This window comes from Acuticoccus mangrovi (genome assembly GCF_016411865.1).
Classification (GTDB): Bacteria; Pseudomonadota; Alphaproteobacteria; order Rhizobiales; family Amorphaceae; genus Acuticoccus; species Acuticoccus mangrovi.
Window position 1 is genome coordinate 236,795 of record NZ_JAEKJA010000003.1, and the last position, 16,673, is coordinate 253,467.

Annotated in this window: 17 protein-coding genes and 1 pseudogene; 7 read left to right on the forward strand and 11 right to left on the reverse strand. The window is 69.1% G+C overall.

What is annotated here, in order from left to right:
- Positions 1 to 15: 15 nt before the first annotated feature.
- Positions 16 to 882: pseudogene (locus tag JCR33_RS05085) on the forward strand (NAD(P)-dependent oxidoreductase); the annotation flags it as partial.
- Positions 883 to 1,011: 129 nt separating this feature from the next.
- Here the strand turns inward: JCR33_RS05085 and JCR33_RS05090 are convergent.
- The 3 genes from JCR33_RS05090 to JCR33_RS05100 form a co-directional block, all read right to left on the reverse strand.
- Positions 1,012 to 1,413: a (R)-mandelonitrile lyase gene (locus tag JCR33_RS05090; RefSeq protein WP_198880944.1), complete on the reverse strand. Its 402-nt coding sequence runs from the start codon at positions 1,411 to 1,413 to the stop codon at positions 1,012 to 1,014.
- Positions 1,414 to 1,552: 139 nt separating this feature from the next.
- Complete coding sequence (locus tag JCR33_RS05095; protein WP_198880945.1) at positions 1,553 to 1,972, reverse strand: NADH:ubiquinone oxidoreductase subunit NDUFA12; 420 nt, start codon at positions 1,970 to 1,972, stop codon at positions 1,553 to 1,555.
- Positions 1,973 to 2,010: 38 nt separating this feature from the next.
- Complete coding sequence (locus JCR33_RS05100) at positions 2,011 to 2,964, reverse strand: cation diffusion facilitator family transporter (protein WP_198880946.1); 954 nt, start codon at positions 2,962 to 2,964, stop codon at positions 2,011 to 2,013.
- Between the two features lie 105 nt (positions 2,965 to 3,069).
- Between JCR33_RS05100 and JCR33_RS05105 the strand changes: the two genes are divergently transcribed.
- Positions 3,070 to 3,777 carry a DUF502 domain-containing protein gene (locus JCR33_RS05105; protein ID WP_211110073.1) on the forward strand — a complete coding sequence of 236 codons (708 nt, stop codon included), beginning with the start codon at positions 3,070 to 3,072 and terminating at the stop codon, positions 3,775 to 3,777.
- 98 nt (positions 3,778 to 3,875) lie between these two features.
- Here JCR33_RS05105 and JCR33_RS05110 read toward each other — a convergent pair whose 3' ends face one another.
- The 4 genes from JCR33_RS05110 to JCR33_RS05125 form a co-directional block, all read right to left on the reverse strand.
- The gene (locus tag JCR33_RS05110; protein WP_198880948.1) at positions 3,876 to 4,556 is read right to left on the reverse strand and encodes an anti-sigma factor; all 681 of its coding nucleotides are present in this window, start codon (positions 4,554 to 4,556) and stop codon (positions 3,876 to 3,878) included.
- Positions 4,553 to 5,092, reverse strand: a complete 540-nt coding sequence (locus tag JCR33_RS05115) for a sigma-70 family RNA polymerase sigma factor (RefSeq protein ID WP_198880949.1) — start codon at positions 5,090 to 5,092, stop codon at positions 4,553 to 4,555. The genes JCR33_RS05110 and JCR33_RS05115 overlap by 4 nt, the downstream gene beginning before the upstream one ends.
- 182 nt (positions 5,093 to 5,274) lie before the next feature.
- Positions 5,275 to 5,802 carry a helix-turn-helix domain-containing protein gene (locus JCR33_RS05120; protein WP_332461122.1) on the reverse strand — a complete coding sequence of 176 codons (528 nt, stop codon included), beginning with the start codon at positions 5,800 to 5,802 and terminating at the stop codon, positions 5,275 to 5,277.
- A gap of 9 nt (positions 5,803 to 5,811) precedes the next feature.
- A complete protein-coding gene (locus JCR33_RS05125) occupies positions 5,812 to 6,012 on the reverse strand; it encodes a hypothetical protein (protein WP_198880950.1) in 201 nt (66 codons plus the stop codon).
- A 334-nt stretch (positions 6,013 to 6,346) separates the two neighbouring features.
- Here JCR33_RS05125 and JCR33_RS05130 point away from each other — a divergent pair, with 334 nt between their 5' ends.
- On the forward strand, positions 6,347 to 8,188 hold the full coding sequence (locus JCR33_RS05130) for a hypothetical protein (RefSeq protein ID WP_211110075.1): 1,842 nt from the start codon (positions 6,347 to 6,349) through the stop codon (positions 8,186 to 8,188).
- Between the two features lie 21 nt (positions 8,189 to 8,209).
- Here JCR33_RS05130 and JCR33_RS05135 read toward each other — a convergent pair whose 3' ends face one another.
- Positions 8,210 to 8,515, reverse strand: coding sequence for a hypothetical protein (locus JCR33_RS05135; RefSeq protein ID WP_198880952.1), 306 nt, complete (start codon positions 8,513 to 8,515; stop codon positions 8,210 to 8,212).
- Between the two features lie 304 nt (positions 8,516 to 8,819).
- Here JCR33_RS05135 and JCR33_RS05140 point away from each other — a divergent pair, with 304 nt between their 5' ends.
- From JCR33_RS05140 to JCR33_RS05155, 4 genes are all read left to right on the forward strand, one after another.
- Positions 8,820 to 9,878, forward strand: coding sequence for a YcaO-like family protein (locus JCR33_RS05140; RefSeq protein ID WP_232372347.1), 1,059 nt, complete (start codon positions 8,820 to 8,822; stop codon positions 9,876 to 9,878).
- 91 nt (positions 9,879 to 9,969) lie between these two features.
- A complete protein-coding gene (locus JCR33_RS05145) occupies positions 9,970 to 10,779 on the forward strand; it encodes a hypothetical protein (protein WP_198880954.1) in 810 nt (269 codons plus the stop codon).
- Between the two features lie 86 nt (positions 10,780 to 10,865).
- The gene (locus JCR33_RS05150) at positions 10,866 to 13,028 is read left to right on the forward strand and encodes an anthranilate synthase component I (RefSeq protein ID WP_198880955.1); all 2,163 of its coding nucleotides are present in this window, start codon (positions 10,866 to 10,868) and stop codon (positions 13,026 to 13,028) included.
- Positions 13,025 to 14,107 (forward strand): tryptophan 2,3-dioxygenase family protein, encoded by a 1,083-nt coding sequence (locus tag JCR33_RS05155; RefSeq protein WP_198880956.1) that lies wholly within the window; start codon positions 13,025 to 13,027, stop codon positions 14,105 to 14,107. Before JCR33_RS05150 ends, JCR33_RS05155 begins: the two co-directional genes overlap by 4 nt.
- A gap of 21 nt (positions 14,108 to 14,128) precedes the next feature.
- Here JCR33_RS05155 and JCR33_RS05160 read toward each other — a convergent pair whose 3' ends face one another.
- The 3 genes from JCR33_RS05160 to JCR33_RS05170 all read right to left on the reverse strand — a co-directional run bounded on the left by JCR33_RS05160 (position 14,129) and on the right by JCR33_RS05170 (position 16,639).
- Entirely contained in the window at positions 14,129 to 14,446 is a 318-nt protein-coding gene (locus JCR33_RS05160) for a hypothetical protein (RefSeq protein ID WP_198880957.1), read from the reverse strand.
- Positions 14,447 to 14,518: 72 nt separating this feature from the next.
- Positions 14,519 to 15,307: a 5'/3'-nucleotidase SurE gene (gene surE / locus JCR33_RS05165; protein WP_198880958.1), complete on the reverse strand. Its 789-nt coding sequence runs from the start codon at positions 15,305 to 15,307 to the stop codon at positions 14,519 to 14,521.
- Positions 15,308 to 15,373: 66 nt separating this feature from the next.
- Complete coding sequence (locus JCR33_RS05170; protein WP_408628750.1) at positions 15,374 to 16,639, reverse strand: OpgC family protein; 1,266 nt, start codon at positions 16,637 to 16,639, stop codon at positions 15,374 to 15,376.
- Positions 16,640 to 16,673 lie beyond the last annotated feature (34 nt).

A 16,673-nucleotide genomic window follows, 5' to 3' on the forward strand; every position in this document is an offset into this window, starting at 1 on the left:
AACTGCGAGGAGCGCACGATGGCAAACGTGGCATTTCTGGGTCTCGGCGTCATGGGCTACCCCATGGCCGGCTACCTGAAGAAGGGCGGACACGAGGTCACCGTCTACAACCGCACCACGGCGAAGGCCGAGAAGTGGGCGTCGGAGCACGGCGGCGCCTTCAAGGCGACGCCGAAGGAGGCCGCCGAGGGTCAGGACTTCGTGTTCTGCTGCGTCGGCAACGACAACGACCTGCGCGAGGTGACGCTCGGCGCCGACGGGGCCTTCCAGGCGATGAAGCCCGGTGCGGTCTTCATCGACAACACCACCGCCTCCGCCGCCGTCGCCCGCGAGCTCGGCGAGGCGGCGAAGGACTTCGACTTCCTCGACGCGCCCGTGTCCGGCGGTCAGGCCGGTGCCGAGAACGGCGCCCTCACCGTGATGGTGGGCGGCGACGAGGCCGTGTTCGAGCGCGCCAAGCCGGTGATCGACTGCTACGCCAAGATGGTGGGGCTGATGGGTCCGACCGGTGCCGGCCAGCTCACCAAGATGGTGAACCAGATCTGCATCGCCGGTCTGGTGCAGGGCCTGTCGGAGGGCATCCACTTCGGCAAGACCGCCGGCCTCGACATCGAGAAGGTCATCGCCGTCATCTCCAAGGGCGCGGCCCAGTCGTGGCAGATGGAGAACCGCTGGATGACGATGAACGCGGACAAGTACGACTTCGGCTTCGCCGTCGACTGGATGCGCAAGGATCTGTCGATCGTGCTCGACGAGGCACGCAGCAACGGCGCCCGCGTGCCCGTCACCGCCCTCGTCGACCAGTTCTACGGCGACGTGCAGAAGATGGGCGGCGGCCGCTACGACACCTCCGCCCTGCTCGCCCGCCTCGAGTGGAAGTAAGCCACTCCGACGCACGCACGCCGGCATCGTCGCCGACGGCGGAGCCCCCAAAACGACGAAGCGCCGCGAGAAGGCTCGCGGCGCTTTTCTTTCTGCTCTGCGTGGCGGCGCAGGCTCGCCGGCCGCGGGTCAGGCCTTGCCGAGATATTGGTCGTCGGTGACCGGCTCCAGCCATGTGGAGGTCGCGTCGCCTTCGCGCTCCTGCATCGCGAGGTGGGTCATCATCGTGGCGTCGGTGGCGCCGTGCCAGTGTTTCTCGCCGGAGGGGATCCAGACGGTATCGCCGGCGCGGATGTCGACGCGCGCCTCGCCCTCGGTCTGGAACCAGCCCGCGCCGGAGAGGACGTGCAGCGTCTGACCGTAGGGATGATAGTGCCAGTTGGTACGGCCGCCGGGCAGGAAGGTCACCGATACGGCGACGGCGCGGCCCGGCGCCTCGGCGGAATTGATCGGATCCTGCCAAACGGTGCCGGTGAAATGCTCTTTGGGCGCCGGCTTCGACGGCACCTCGCCACAACGGATCAGCTTCATGGGATCTCCCTCGTCGGAGCGGTGTCGACCGCTCTCACTATGGGATGGTCGCGGCCGACCATCCGACCCGCCGCCCGACATCACCGCGTTCGGCGTGCCGGCGGCAATCCTTCTTGCCGCGCTTCGCCTCGGCCTTCGCCTATTGGGGCGTCCAAGCGTCGTAGCCGGCCGAGATGCCCGCTTCGGGATCGGGCCGCAGGATCGAGCCTTGCGGGCGATGCGCCCCCGGGGTGCCGGTGAGGTTGGGCTGGTGCGGCTTCTGCCACTCGCGCGGCTTGTAGCCGTCGTTCACCGGCGCCTCGTTGCCGAGGTGGTGCATCCAGCGATACCAGCCGGGCGGGATGGTCGTGGGATCGGCCGGGCCGTTGTAGATGACCCAGCGGCGCTCCATGTCGAGCACCGGATCGATCTTGCCGTTACGGGTGCGGAAATAGCGGTTGCCGAACTGGTCGGTGCCCACGAATTCGCCCCGAAGCCACGTCGTGAACGACGTGCCCCACGTGGTGCCCGTCCACCACGCGAAGATCTGCACGAAGCGCTGCATCAAGCTCTGTTCCATGGCCTCATCCCGTATAAACTCGGCGCGCGAAAGTAAAGCTAGTGCGGCGATGCCGCCGCCGTCGCCGCGATCGCCGCCTGAGCCTCCCGCGTGCCCTGCGCCTCGATGAACAGGCGCCGCACATCGGGATACTGCGCCTTCACGCTGTTCTCCAGCCGTGTCACCGTCGCCTCCACATCGGCGGACGACAAGCGGTCGGAGAAATCGGCCGAGATCGTCACCAGGATCTCGTGCGGCCCGAAGTGCATGGTGAGGATCTCGTTGACGCGCAGGACGCCGGGGTCGGCCTCCACCACCGCCTTCAGCTCGCGCACCACGCGCGGATCGGCCGCCTCGCCCACGAGGAGGCCCTTGGTCTCGATGGCGAGCATCACCGCGGTGGCGCCGAGCACCGCCGCGATCGCCAGCGTCGCGAGCGCGTCGTAGGTCGCGTCGCCGGTGAGGTTCGAGGCGAGCACGCCGAAGAAGGCGACGACGAGGCCGAGCATCGCCGCCGAATCCTCGAACAGCACGGTGAAGAGGGTCGGATCCTTGGAGCGGCGCACCGTCTCGATGAAGCCGCGCCCGCCTCGCGCCTTCTGGAACGAGCGGAAGGCCATCGTCCAGGCGATCAGCTCGAACACGAAGGCGGCGGCGAGGACGGCGTAGTTCACCCACGAGATCGTCACCTCGCCCGGATGGCGCAGCTTCTCGATCCCCTCGAAGGCGGCGAAGCCCGCGCCGGCGCCGAAGATCATGATCGCCACCATGAAGGCGTAGAAATAGAGGTCCTTGCCGTGGCCGAAGGGGTGCTCGGACGTCGCCGGGCGCTTCGCCCGCGAGAGGCCGAAGAGGAGGAGGATCTGGTTGAAGGTGTCGACGACCGAGTGGACGCCCTCCGCGAACATGGCCGACGAGCCGGTCGCCGCGCTCGCGGCGAACTTCGTCACCGCGATCGCCGCGTTGGCGCCGAGTGCGGCATAGATCACGGTGGTATTGCCCTTGGCGGCCATGCTGGTTTCCCTTTTCTTCGCCCGTTCGGCTAATGATGCTCCATGACGCGAACGACGTCGGACGGCGACTGTTCCTGGTCGCTCTCGTGAGAGAAAGGACCCGCCGTGCTGCGGTTGCTCATTCCGTTTGTCAGGCCGATGATCACGGGGCTTCTCGCGGTCCTGCCCATCGTCCTCACCCTCCTGCTGATCGGCTGGGTGGCGACCTACATCACCACCTATCTCGGTCCGGGCTCCTGGTTCGGCTCCAACCTCTCGCGCATCGGCGCGTTCGTGGTCGACGATCGCCTCGCCTACGTGATCGGCTTCGCCATCGTTCTCGGCATCCTCTACGTCGTCGGGCTCCTGGTGCAGACGCGCCTCAGGATCTTCTGGAGCAACTTTCTCGACGAGACGCTGGGCCGCCTGCCCCTCATCGGCACGATCTACAAGACGCTGTCCCGCTTCATCCAGCTCTTGGAGCGCCGCGACGACGTCGACGTGAAGTCGATGAGCCCGGTCTGGTGCTTCTTCTCCGACGAGCGCCGCACCGCCGTGCTCGGCCTCTTGCCGTCCGACCAGCCGGTCGAGGTCGAAGGTCGCCCCTACCGCATCGTGATGGTGCCGACCGCGCCGGTGCCGTTCGGCGGCGGGCTCTTCTTCCTGCCCGAGGAGTGGGTGCGTCCCGCCTCCTTCGGCGTGGAGGGGCTCACCAACATCTACGTGTCCATGGGGGTGACGGCGCCGGACTACATGGGCGCCATAAAAGATGCCAAGAAGAAGCCGGCGAAGATCATCACCCGCGACGCGCCGCCGCCGCTCCCGGAGGTCTGACGGACGCGGATCGGCCGCACGGCGGACATTGATCACAAGTTCGTGATCAATGTCGTGATCGATGTCGTGATCGATGTCGTGATCGCGGGGGGACGCGATCAGATGCGACGGAGATCGCCGGTGGCGACGGCGGGGCCTGTCGGCTGCCCCGTCGGCGACCCGCCGCGCGGCTCCAGCGTGATCACGAGACGCGCCTCGTCCGCGAACAGACGCCGCGCCGCATCGGAGATCGTGAACGCGGTCTCCTCGCCCGCCTCGAAGACGCCCAGCGAGACCGGCTCGCCCGCGGCCGGCACCACCCAGAGCTCGGCGCTCTCGTCGGCGGCGGCGTCGGGATAGGGGGCCGCGGCGAGCGTCCCGTCGGGGCGCAGACGGGCGAGGACCACGCTCCCGTCCTCGCCGACGATGCCGGCCATCCACTGCGGCGACGGCGCGATCATGAGCTCGGGGCGCGCGAGGAGCACCACGAGCGCCAGGCAGAGGGCGACGGCGAGCGTGCCGAAGAGGCCGGCGATGCCCCGCCACCTCGCCATCCGCCGCCGCAGGCGCGCATCGGCGCCGAAGAGCTGACGCTCGATCCGGCGATAGACGCCGCGCGAGGGCGCGCGGGGCCGCACCGCCTCGGCGAGCGGAACGAGCCGCTCCTCCCAATGCCACACCTCGGCGGCGAGCTCGGGATCGTCGAGCAGCGCCACCTCGAACGCCCGGCGGTCCTCGCTCTCCATCAGCGCAAGGACGTATTCGAGGCTTTCGTCGGCGTGCGGATCTTCGAGGCTCATCGCGAAAGGCATCCTCTGAGCGAGGCGAGCGCGCGGCGCATCCGGCTTTTCACGGTGCCGAGGGCGACACCGTCGCGTTGGGCGAGGGCAGCATAGGTCAGACCGCCGAAATAGGCGATGCGCACGAGCCGCGCCTGGGCCTCGCCGAGGTCGCGGATGCAGTCGAGGAGGCGCTTCGCCTCGCCGGAGGCCATCGCCCGCTCGTCGGGGCGCATCGCCCCGTCGGCGACGCGCTCGGCGGCCTCGAGGGCGGCGCCCGGCGCCTTGCGGGCGCGCAGGCGGTCGATCGCCAGATTGCGGGCAATGGCGATCATCCACGTCATCGGCCGCGCCCGCGCCGCGCTGTAACGCTCGCTGTAGCGCCAGATCTTGGTGTAGGCGTCCTGCACCGCGTCCTCCGCCTCGGCCCTGTCCTGCAAGATACGCAGGCAGACGGCGAAGAGCTTCGCGCTCGACGCATCGTAGAGCTTCTGGAAGGCGCGGCGGTCGCCGAGAGCCGTCCGAGCGAGCAGGTCTTCGAGGTTGGCCTCGGCCATAGGGGTCTCCACGAGACCGGATCCGCTCCGGCGCCGTGAGAGACTTAGAGGCATCGAAGGGCAAAGCAAATCGCCGGGGCGATGATTGTCGCCGCGATCCTCGCCCGAAAGCCCCGGCCCGTCAGCCCTCGCCGATCAGCCCCTTCGGGTCCGATCCGCGCCAACCCGATCGCCCTCGCTCGTCAGCGCGGCTCCGTCGCCATTGCGGCGATGAGGACCTCCATCATCTCCCGCTGCTCGTGCGGGGGGACGCTGCGCAGCACGTTGGCGAGCGCCCCGTCCGACAGATCGAGCGGCGGTCGAGGCGGGGGCGGTTCGATCGTCGGCACGGGCCGAACGAGCTGATCGAGCGGCATCGGTAGCGCATCCGCGATCGCCTTGAGGCGGACGATCGAGATGTTGCCTCGGCCGCCTTCCAGTTCGGCGATGAAGCGTTGAGACACGCCGCTGCGCTCCGACAGGACGCGTCGCGACAAGCGCCTCAAGGTGCGTTGTTCACGAACGCGCGCCCCGATTTCTCGAAGAAACGGATCGACGGTCTGGCGAGAAGAGCGAGAATTGTCGGTCATGGACGGAGCCTTGGTTCCGTTGGATCGATCGAGAGCCACCGCTGACCGGGACGAGGCGGTCGCGGGGAGGTGACGGGAAAGGGGCGAAAGCGTGGAGCGCCCCCGCGGACTACGGCGAAAAGCCGTCGTGATATGTGACATATTGACGCATCATGAAGGAAACGGTGCGCCGCCCCACGGCAGGCCGCAGGGAAGGGCCGGGTCGGGGCGTCGGCTCTGGCTGAGCGTCGTCAAGGCGGCGGCGAGAAAGCCGGCGCAGGCCCCGTCGTTGAGATGCTCGGCTTCGGCCAGCGCATACTCGATGAGGCGAAGAAGAACGTCGTGGTCATCCGGAAGTGCGAGACCCAGCAATGACGGCGTCTCCAGAGGAGTTCTCGTAGCGGTCATATTTCTCCCTCCAGCGAAATGTGGCAGGTGACAGGGTCTCAATAATGTGCAACCGTGATTTCATCGTGAAATGAAGTCCGCTTAGAAATTGATCTAAGTCAGTATTTGAAAGCGGGCCTTCATTCGGCCAGTAAATTGGCCCATGAAGAAGTATTGATCACTCTCCGGTTCTAGGGAAGGGAACCGCGTGACCGTTGAATCTGAAGACCTTAGGGTGGAAATCGTCGGCGAGCCCCGCATTCTTTGGCGCGGCCGGCCGGTGGATTTTCCGACCCGTAAAGCGGCAGCGCTGTGCTTTTTGCTCGCAGCCCATGCCGGCCGCCGGATCGACCGCTGCCGCCTCGCGGCCCTCCTATGGGGGGAGGCCGAGGAAGCCTTGGCGCGCGCCTCGCTGCGCAAGGCGCTGTCGCTCATCACCGCGATGCCGGCGCTCAACACGGTGATCGGTCGCGATCGCTCGAGCCTCTGGTTCGCGCACGACCCCACCACCACCGACCTCGCGACCTTCAACCGCTGCATCGCAGCCGGAACGGAGCGCAGCTATCGGGACGCTCTGACCCTTTGGCGTGGCGTGCCGCTCCAGGGCCTCGAGGTCGACGAGCCGCTGTTCGACGAGTGGCTCGACGGCTTCCGCGCCGACACGGTCGGCCTCACCCACCGCCTTCTGAGCGAGCGGCTCGACGTGCTCATCGCGCGCTCGGCCGCCCCCGCGCTCGAAACGGCGCTGTGCGAGCTCATCGCCCGCATCGAACCGGCCGACGCGCGCGCCAACGAGCGGCTCATCAACCTGAGCGCGGCCGATGGGGACGCCGTCACCGCTAAGCGGCGGTTCCAGAGCTACGAGAACGCGCTCGACACGCTCGACATGAAGCCGCCGCGCGCGCTCGCGACGTTCGTGGAGAATCTCGGCGTCACCGAGCGCCAGCCGCGGATCGCGATCAGCCGGCCGACGGTCGCGCTGGTGCGCCCCAGCGTGACGCACGCGCCGAGCGACCTCTTCTCGCACGCCCACTCGGAGGTGATGCATCAGCTCGCCCGCTTCCGCTCGATGCGCTGCTTCGAGCGGAACGAGCCCGCCCCGAACCGGGACGGCACGCTGCGCACCAAGATCAAGATCGACGACGCCCTCAACCACGACTATCGCCTCCTCCTGTGGGACGAGCCGAAGGCGCACGCGATCTACCTGCGCTGCATCAACGCCCGGCGGCAGGACACGGTGTCGGTGGTGCGCCTCGACTATGAGGAGCTCGGCCAGCGCACCGCGGCCGAAGCGCGGATCGCCGCCGCCATCAACAGCATCGAGCAGGACATTCTGAGCGACGAGCCGCTCGACGCCACCTCCCCGTTCTCGCGGTGGCTCGAAGCCTATCGCCTGCTCCAGCTTCTGACGCCCTCGTCCGATTCGGCCGCCTTCGACATCCTGACCGATCTTGCGCAGGATCCCGTCGGCCAGCGCCTCAGCGTGGTGCACTCCTCGATCAGCTCCATCCTGATGCTGCGCCGCCTGCTGGTGCCGAGCGAGGACGAGAGCGCCGATCGGATGCTGGAGGACGCCCGCAGCGCCACCTTCAAGGCGCTGAGCCTCGACGAGCTGGAGCCGTTCAACCACATCATTCTCGGCTGGCTGCGGGTGCAGGCGGGCGAGCACGAGCGGGCGATCCCGGCCTTCGAAGACGCGATGCGCCTCAACCCCTATTCGAGCCGCACGCTGATCTCGGCCGCCGAGGCCAACGCCTACTGCGGCAACATCAAGAAGGCGGATGCGCTGGCGACGCGCGCGCTGGAGCTCTCGGGACGCTACGTGCCGTCCTACTTCCACGCCTATCTCGCCAACATCGCCTATCTGAGCGGCGATCTCGACGGCTGCCTCAACAGCCTGCAGCGCGCGCCGAGCAACGTGCACGCGGCGATCCTCGCGGTCGCCGCCCATCAGGAGCGCGGCGACCGTCCGGCCGTCGCCGCCGCGCTGGCGACGTTCGAGCGGGAGATCCGCCGGGCGCAGCCGGAGGCCGTCATCGACGGAACCTCCCTGTCGCGCTGGATCGTCTCGTCCAACATGAGCTGCGATCCGACGGCGCGTCGCCGTCTGTTCGGCGCCCTGGAGCAGGCCGGCGTGCCGGTCGGCGCGGCGGTGTGCTGACGGGCGCCGTCAGCACACCCCTCAGCTCAAGGGCTTGAGGCAGCCGAGCACCGCCATGGTGCCGAGCATCTTCAGATAGTCGTAGTCGTTGGCACGCAGCCGCCCGCCATCGACGCGCTCGGGCAGCACGAGGTGGACGGTGTCCTCATCGTCCTCGTGCAGCACGATGTTGAGCCCGGCGAGGCTGTCCTCGGCGATCCCCGCCTCGCGAAGGTAGCCGACGGGATCGGCTCGGAACGCATCGCGCCGGGCGGGATCGTTCGCCGCCTCGCCGAACGCTTTACCGATCTGCGGAACGACGGCCCGCCGCACGGCAATTCTCGCCATATCGTCATTCTCCTTGTTGATCCTCACGAAACCTTCCAGATGTTCCGAGAGATCGAACGCATCACAGTTGATTTTTGCTTCGTAAAACATGCCCACCGACCTTCTAGCGCGTGTGAATGAGTGGCTGTCTCCCGGTGACACAGTCACGATACGATTGAAGGTTACGGATGAACAACAACTACAACTTAAAATAGCCGAGACCATCATCGGCGAATGCCCGGCGCGTTTCGCGACCGCGTTCGCCACCGCCGCGGCGCCGGACGCGGCCTATCTCTGGGCCTGGGGTGCCGCGGCCGGTCGGGGGATGAGCCGCGCCGAAGCAAGGCGAGCCGCGGTTTTCGAGGCGATCGAGCGCGCCTGCAGCCTGACCGGCGGGCCGTCGGACCCGCGCGTCCGTCACGCGCCGGCGGGTCTCGGCCGCCCGATCGCGGCCGAAACGCTGTCGCACTATAGCTCCGATCAAATGAAGAATTTGTTAGTTAATGCGAAGTTTAATTCGAGTACATCCTGTGGATATCCTGTGGATGAGTTGTGGATTCCTGGGTATAATCTGGTCGCGCCCGAGGATCGGCGGGCGCTGCCGGCGAGCGCCGTGCTCTTCGGCGAGGACGTTCGCCTCGGTCTGCCGCCGGTCTTCTCCTCCTCGTCCGGCGCCGCCCTGCGCGACACCGTCGCCGCCGCGGCCCGCCATGGACTGTTGGAGCGCCTGGAGCGCGATCACGTCGCCATCTGGTGGTACAATCGCTTGATCGTTCCGCGGCTCGACACCGCGGCCGCCATGGCGCTCCTGCCCGGCGCGCTCGCCGACTGGCTCGCCGGACGTCGGCGCGCCACCTGGCATCTCGTCCTGCCGAGCGATCTCGGCGTGACGGCGATCGTCGCCCTCTCCGCCCGCGCCGACGGAACCCACCCCGCGATCGGCGCCGCCGCAGGCCTCGACCCCGCGACCGCGGTCCTCTCCGCCACCCTCGAGATGCTGCAGGGCGAGATCGCCCTCGCCCACATGCGCGCCGCCCAGCGCACGGCCACGCCGCCCCCGGTGCCCGAGCTCCTCGCCTGGTCGGTGGCGACGAACGCCCGCGCCATCCCCTTCCTCGCCGGCGAGGGAACGGCGGCGCCGCCCGACGCGCTCGCCTGGCCGAACCTCCTCGCGCGGCTCGCGGAACAGGGGATCGCCGCCTACGTCGCCGACCTCACCCGGCCCGAGTTCGACGTCCCCGTCGTGCGCGTGGTGTCGCCGGAGCTGCGGGACTGGCAGCCGCGCTTCGCCCCCGGCCGCCTCTTCGACGTCCCCGTCGCCCTCGGCCTTCGCGACCGGCCGCTCGCGGTGGACGAGCTCAACCCGGTCGGCTTCGTCATCTGAGGAGCACCGCGACACTTTCACCCCCGCCTGGGGGATGATAGCGGTGTCGTCCCGCCGCCGCGGCGCGGCCACGCCAACGAGGCTGATCCGGATGACGATACGCGCCCTCCTCTTCTGCATCCTCGCCACCGTGGCCCTCGCGGGCTGCGTCGGCGGCTCCGACTCGGCCTCGAACTCCTGCGCCCCCCTCACCGACCGCGACGACGACCTCTCCGCCTTCGCCGGCTTCTGCGGCGAGGAGACGAACTTCACCGAGCACGGCGTCGCCTGGCGCATCCTGACCTTCCGGAGCGGCAAGCGCGGCCCCCTCTTCGTGCTGCCGCACGACAACGAGAACGCCGCCGTCGCCACCGCCGCCTACGGCCTCGGCCGCTACGGGGGCGCGGCGACGATGGTCGACAGCGGCGGCACGCGCTCCAACGGCGGGATCGATCCCAACCGCAACTTCGACGCCGGCCGCCTCTCCTGCGGCAAGGGCGGCAGCCCCCTCTTCGTGGCGGCGATGCTCGCCCCCGGCGGCAGCCCGGTGATCGGCCTCCACACCAACGCGCCGGGCTCCGCCGCGACGGGGGGCTCGGGGCACGTCTCGATCCGCTCTCCCTATTCCGGCGCCACCGCCTTCGCGAGCCCGTCGGCCACGGGCGGGTTCGCGAGCGAGGACGCGATGGTGATCCTCGCGAGCCGCGCCGGCCCCGACGACGGCAAGACGCGCCGCCTCACCGAGGCGCTCAACGCCGAGGGCGTCAACGTGCTTGTGGAGACGGTCGACACCGCGCGCACCGATTGCTCGCTCTCCCACTACGCGGTGGCGAACGGCCTCACCTACGCCAACATCGAGGTGCCGCACGGTGCCGCCGCCACCCAGCGCGCCATCCTCGACATCCTGATGCGCCACCTCTGACAATCGGCCGAGTTGACACGCCTCGCCGCAGGCGCGAGCTTCGCCGCACGCCGGCACGGGGGTACCGGCGAGCCGAGGAACGGACCATGAGCCAGCACGAATTTCAGACGGCGGGGGGCGTGAGCGTCATCCGCAACGACGAGGGCATTTCCTACGAGAACGCCCTGTCGCGCTGGATCGACCGGCTCGACCACGAGCGCGGCTGCGTGTTCACCTCCAGCTACGAGTTTCCGGGTCGCTACACCCGGTGGGACTTCGCCCTCGTCGATCCGCCCCTCGCGGTCGAAACGAAGGGGCGCACCGTCACCGTCATCGCGCTCAACCGGCGCGGCGAGCCGCTGCTTCTGGCCGCCGAGGCGGCGCTGCGGGCGGCCGGCCTCACCCCGTCGCGCGACGGGGATCGCGCCACGGTCACCGTGCCGGAACCCGACGACAGTCTCCTCACCGAGGAGGACCGCAGCCGCCGCCCGTCCACCTTCACCGCGCTGCGCGCCCTCATCGACTTCTTTCGCAGCGAGGAGGACGGCCAGCTCGGTCTCGCCGGCGCCTTCGGCTACGATCTCGCCTTCCAGTTCGACCCGGTGCCGCTGCGCCTGGAGCGTCCGGCGTCGCAGCGCGACATCGTCCTCTATCTGCCGGACGAGATCCTGGCGGTGGACCACTACGCCAAGCGCGCCATCCTCTCCTCCTACGAGTTCGGCTTTGCCGGAGAGAGCACGGAAGGGGTCGCTCGCACCCCGGCACCGCGCCCGCTGCCGCCCAAGCGCAACTCCGCCGAGGACGACCACGCTCCCGGCGAATACGCCGACACCGTGCGCCGCGCCTTCCCCCACTTCGCCCGCGGCGACCTCTTCGAGGTGGTGCCGAGCCAGACCTTCCGCGACCCGCTCTCCGACGCCCCGTCGGCGATCATGCGGCGCCTGTCGGCGATCAACCCCTCGCCCTACGGCTTCTTCATCAATCTCGGCGGCGGCGAATATCTCGTGGGCGCCTCGCCGGAGATGTTCGTGCGCGTCACCGGCCGCCGCGTCGAGACCTGCCCGATCTCCGGCACCATCGCCCGCGGCCGCGACGCCATCGAGGACGAGGAGCAGGTGAGGAAGCTCCTCAACTCCAAGAAGGACGAGACGGAGCTGACGATGTGCTCCGACGTCGACCGCAACGACAAGAGCCGGGTGTGCGTGCCGGGCTCGGTGCGGGTGATCGGGCGGCGGCAGATCGAGATGTACTCGCGCCTCATCCACACGGTGGACCACATCGAGGGCACGCTCCTCGAGGGCCGCGACGCGCTCGACGCCTTCCTCTCCCACGCCTGGGCGGTCACGGTCACGGGCGCGCCGAAGCGGCGGGCGATGGCCTTCATCGAGGAGAACGAGAAGAGCCCGCGCGCCTGGTTCGGCGGCGCCGTCGGCCTGCTCCACTTCAACGGCGACCTCAACACCGGCCTCACCCTGCGTACCGTGCACATCCGCGACGGTGTCGCCGAGGTGCGCGCCGGGGCGACGGTGCTCGCCGACTCCGACGCCGATGCGGAGGAGCGCGAGACGGAGCTGAAGGCGTCGGCGATGCGCGCCGCGATCCGTGGCGCCGGCGGGACCGGCACCAACGTCGCAGCCAAGCCAAAGCCCGGCGCCGGCAGGCGCTGCCTCCTCGTCGACCACGACGACAGCTTCGTCCACACCCTCGGCGGCTATCTGCGCCGAGCCGGCCTCGACGTGACGACCGTGCGGGCGCCGGTCTCGGCGGCGACGCTCGCCCGCTTCAAGCCCGACATCGTGGTGATGTCGCCAGGGCCCGGCACCCCGTCCGATTTCGACTGCACCGCCACCATCCGCCTCGCCGAGGCGCACGGCCTGCCGATCTTCGGCGTCTGCCTCGGGCTGCAGGCGATCGTCGAGGCGTCGGGCGGCACCCTCTCCCAGCTCGACGTGCCGATGCACGGCAAGCCCTCGACCCTCGAGGTCAGCGACGGGTCGATCCTCTTCGCCGGCATCGGCGGCCCGATCACCGTGGGGCGCTACCATTCGCTCGTCGCCGACCCCGCCCACCTTCCCGACACGCTGAAGGTGACGGCCCGCTCGGAGGACGGCGCGATCATGGCGGTGGAGCACAGCGAGGCGCCGATGCTCGCCGTACAGTTCCACCCCGAGAGCATCATGTCGCTGCGCGGCGACGTCGGCCATCACATCATCGAGAACGCCGTGGCGGCGCTTCTGAAGCGGGCGCAGGCGGCGGACGCCGCCGCATGAGGCGCGGCGCCAGGCCCGCGGGGCCCGGCGAGATCACCTATTCGAGCTATCTGAAGCTCGACCGCATCCTGTCGGCGCAGGAGCCGGAAAGCGACCGGCTCGGCGTCGACGCCCACGACGAGATGCTGTTCATCGTCGTGCACCAGACCTACGAGCTCTGGTTCAGGCAGATCCTCCACGAGCTCGACCGGGTGCAGTCGGACTTCGCCCAGACCCCGGTCGACGATTGGCGCATGCGCCGCATGGTCCATTCGCTCCACCGGGTGCACGAGATCCTGAAGCTCGGCATCGCCCAGCTCGACGTCCTCGAGACGATGACGCCGCAGGACTTCCTCGACTTCCGCGGCCTGCTCTCCACCTCCTCCGGCTTCCAGTCGCTGCAGTTCCGTCTGCTCGAGACCCGGCTCGGCCTCGGCAGCACGCGGCGCCTGCTCTACGAGGGCAAGACCGTCGACGCGGACATGAGCGAGGCCGAGCGCGCCGCCTTCCGGGCCGCCGAGGTCGGTCCGACGCTGCGCGGACAGCTCGAGGCCTGGCTGATGCGCACCCCCTTCGTCACCGGCGAGCGCTACGCCTTCCGCACCGCCTACCGCGAGGCCGTGGTGGCGATGCTCGCGCGCGAGCGCGAATGGGCCGACGACGTCGCCCAGACCGATGCCGCCGAGGCCCTGGAGCGCGCCGCCCGCGCCTTCGCTGCAATCTTCGAGCCGAACCCCGAGGCGGGCTGGATCATGTCGCCCCAGGCGGTAGAGGCGGCGCTCTTCATCACCGTCTACCGCGACCATCCCGCGCTCCACATGCCTAATGCGCTGCTCGGCGCGCTGATGGACATCGACGAGGCGATGGCCCTCTGGCGCCACCGCCACGCGCTGATGGTGGAGCGGATGATCGGCATGCGCTCCGGCACCGGGGGCTCGTCGGGACACGACTATCTCTCCCGCACCGCGCGGGAGCATCGGGTGTTCTCCGACCTCTTCCGCCTGTCGACCTACCTCATCCCCCGCGACGCGCTGCCGGAGCTGCCGGCCGAGATCGAGCGGCGGATGGGCTTCGTCTACGCCGCCGAGGAGAAGCGCTGAGGGCAGCGGAACGGCGTCACCTCAGACGCTCGGGCAGCCGTCCGCCTCCTTGCGCCAGGCGGGGTTGTTGAGCGACATGTCGCACAGGGCGAACACCTCGCGGCCGCCGATGGTGAGGCAGGCGTGATCGCCGATCTCCACCCGTGTGCCCTCGCTGTCGGTGCAGTAGCAGTCGGGATAGGACCAGCCGGGCTTGGCCGGCGGCGGGACGAAGCGCGGCGTGCCGTCGCGCACGACGATCCGCCCCTCCGCCGCCGCCGAACCGGGCGACAGCGCCACCGCCGCGGCGAGGATCGCCGCGCCCGCCCCCATCGACATGACCCGATCAAACCGGCGCATCGGGGAAGTCCACCCTCGATCCGCCGATCCGTCAAGCGCCGCGCCGCCGAAGTCGTGCGATTGGTGGCGTGATCAGGAGAGATCCGGCGCTGTTCCGGTGCGCAGAAGATCGGCGAAGCGGGCCTCGAAGCCGCCCCAGTCGCCCTCACCGTGGCGGTCCGGGCGCAGCGGCGTCACCGTGATCTTGTTCTGCCACAGTTGGGCGATGTCGCAGGTGGGGTCATCGACCGGCTCCTTCGCCCGGCGGAACTGCAGCCAGTAGTAGGAGCCGCCGCGCACATCGACGCGCTCCTCCACCCGCACGCCGTCGATGAAGCCGTGCCCCGGATGGCAGACCGCCACTCCCGTCACCTCCGCCGGCGGGCAGGCGGGGAAGTTCACGTTGGGCGCCACCCGCCGCTCCCAATCAATCTCCAACAGCCGCTCGATGAGGGGCTTGGCGAACACCCGCGCCGTCTCCCAATGGATGTCGACGCCCTGGAAGAATTGGCTGAGCGCGATCGCCGGCACGCCGACGGCGAGCGCCGTCATCGCCGCACCGACGGTGCCGGAATAGGCGATGGAATCGGCCATGTTGCCGCCCCGATTGACGCCCGAGAGCACGAGGTCGGGCCGCCGATCGAGCAGGTGCTCGACGCCGAGCACCACGCAGTCGGCCGGCGTTCCCCTCACCAGGAAGCGCCTCTCCCCCTCCTGATGGACCCGCAGCGGCTCGTGCAGGCTGATCGAGTGGCTGACGCCCGACTGATCGAACTCCGGCGCCACGACCCAGACGTCGTCGGTGATCGATCGGGCGACCTCCTCAAGCAGCTTGATGCCGTCGGCGCGCGCGCCGTCGTCGTTGGTGATGAGGATGCGCATAGATCGATGTCCTGGAGGAAGGGTCGCCCGCCCCCTACCCCGCCACGGCGGGTGGGACAAGGTGGTTCAGCGGGCAGGCTCCAGCGTCAGCCGCTCGACGCCGCTCGCCCGCTCCACCTTCGCGGCCCCCGCCGCCGGCTGATGCGGCCGGCGCCAGGGCTGGTGCTTGAACCAGGCGACCGTCGTCGCCACCACCACGAGGGTCGCGAAGCCCGCGAGGTTGAAGAAGGCGATGGTGAGCGGCGTCCGCCCGGTGACGTCGAGCAGCGCACCGACGATCTGCGCAAGCACCATGCTCGACAGGAAGACGGCGAGCGACTGCTGTCCCACCCGGCGCACCGTCCGCACGAAGGCGCCCCACGCCCCCGCGCCAGCGAGCCGCCGCCCGCCCTCCCCCGCCGCGACGTAGGCGAGATAGGCGAGCGCCAGGAAGTGGACGTAGCGCATGAGCCCGAAGTCGGTCTTCTCGAACGTCCACATCGCCAGGTCGCGCGTCTGGTAGACGAAGTCGAAATTCTCCCAGCCGAAGCGCGAGGCGAACAGCACGTTGAGGAGGAGGATCGCCACCGCGAGCACGACCAGCGAGCGCTTGATCGGCGGCGCCTTGATCCAGCCCATCATGAACGCGAAGCCGGTGAAGAAGACGAGCTGCCAGCCGAACGGGTTGAAGAACCACTCCCGCTCCACGCCGGCCCGCACCTCCGCGCTCAGCGACAGATAGTCGGCCTGGGCGACGAGCCACAGCCCCGCCATCAGCGCGAAGGCGAGCCACCGGTTGGCGAGGCCGAGCGTCGCGATGATCGGCATCATCGCGAGGAGGACGAGATACATCGGCAGGATGTCGAAATAGTTCGGCACATAGCGCAGCGTCATCAGCCCGATGAGGTGGCTCGCCGGATCCTCCAGGAAGGGGCGCACGTAGAGGCGCGTGGTGTAGAAGTCGCTGCCGACGAGGGTGTCGAACCAGGCGATCATCGCGACGACGATACAGAAGAGGCCGATGTGGGCCCAATAGACCTGCCAGACGCGGTGGGCGGTGCGGGCGGCGCCCAGCAGCGCGGAGCGGTCGCGGAAGACGGCGCCGAAGGCGAGCGCCGAGGCCATACCGGAGCAGAACACGAAGATCTCGGTCGCGTCGGAGGCTCCGAAGCGTGCAGGGATCCAGTTGTTCCACGCATTGTTCGGCACGTGGGCGATGAAGATGATGAACATCCCCAGTCCACGAAAGAAATCAAGGCGAAGATCGCGCGGGCGTCCCGTCGGCAGCGTCCCGCTCATCGGCGGTGGCCCGGAGTTGCAGCCGGCGATCGGTTCATCTGTTATCCTCCCCATTGGGGTATAGTTTAGTGGATTGTTGCGGCGAGGC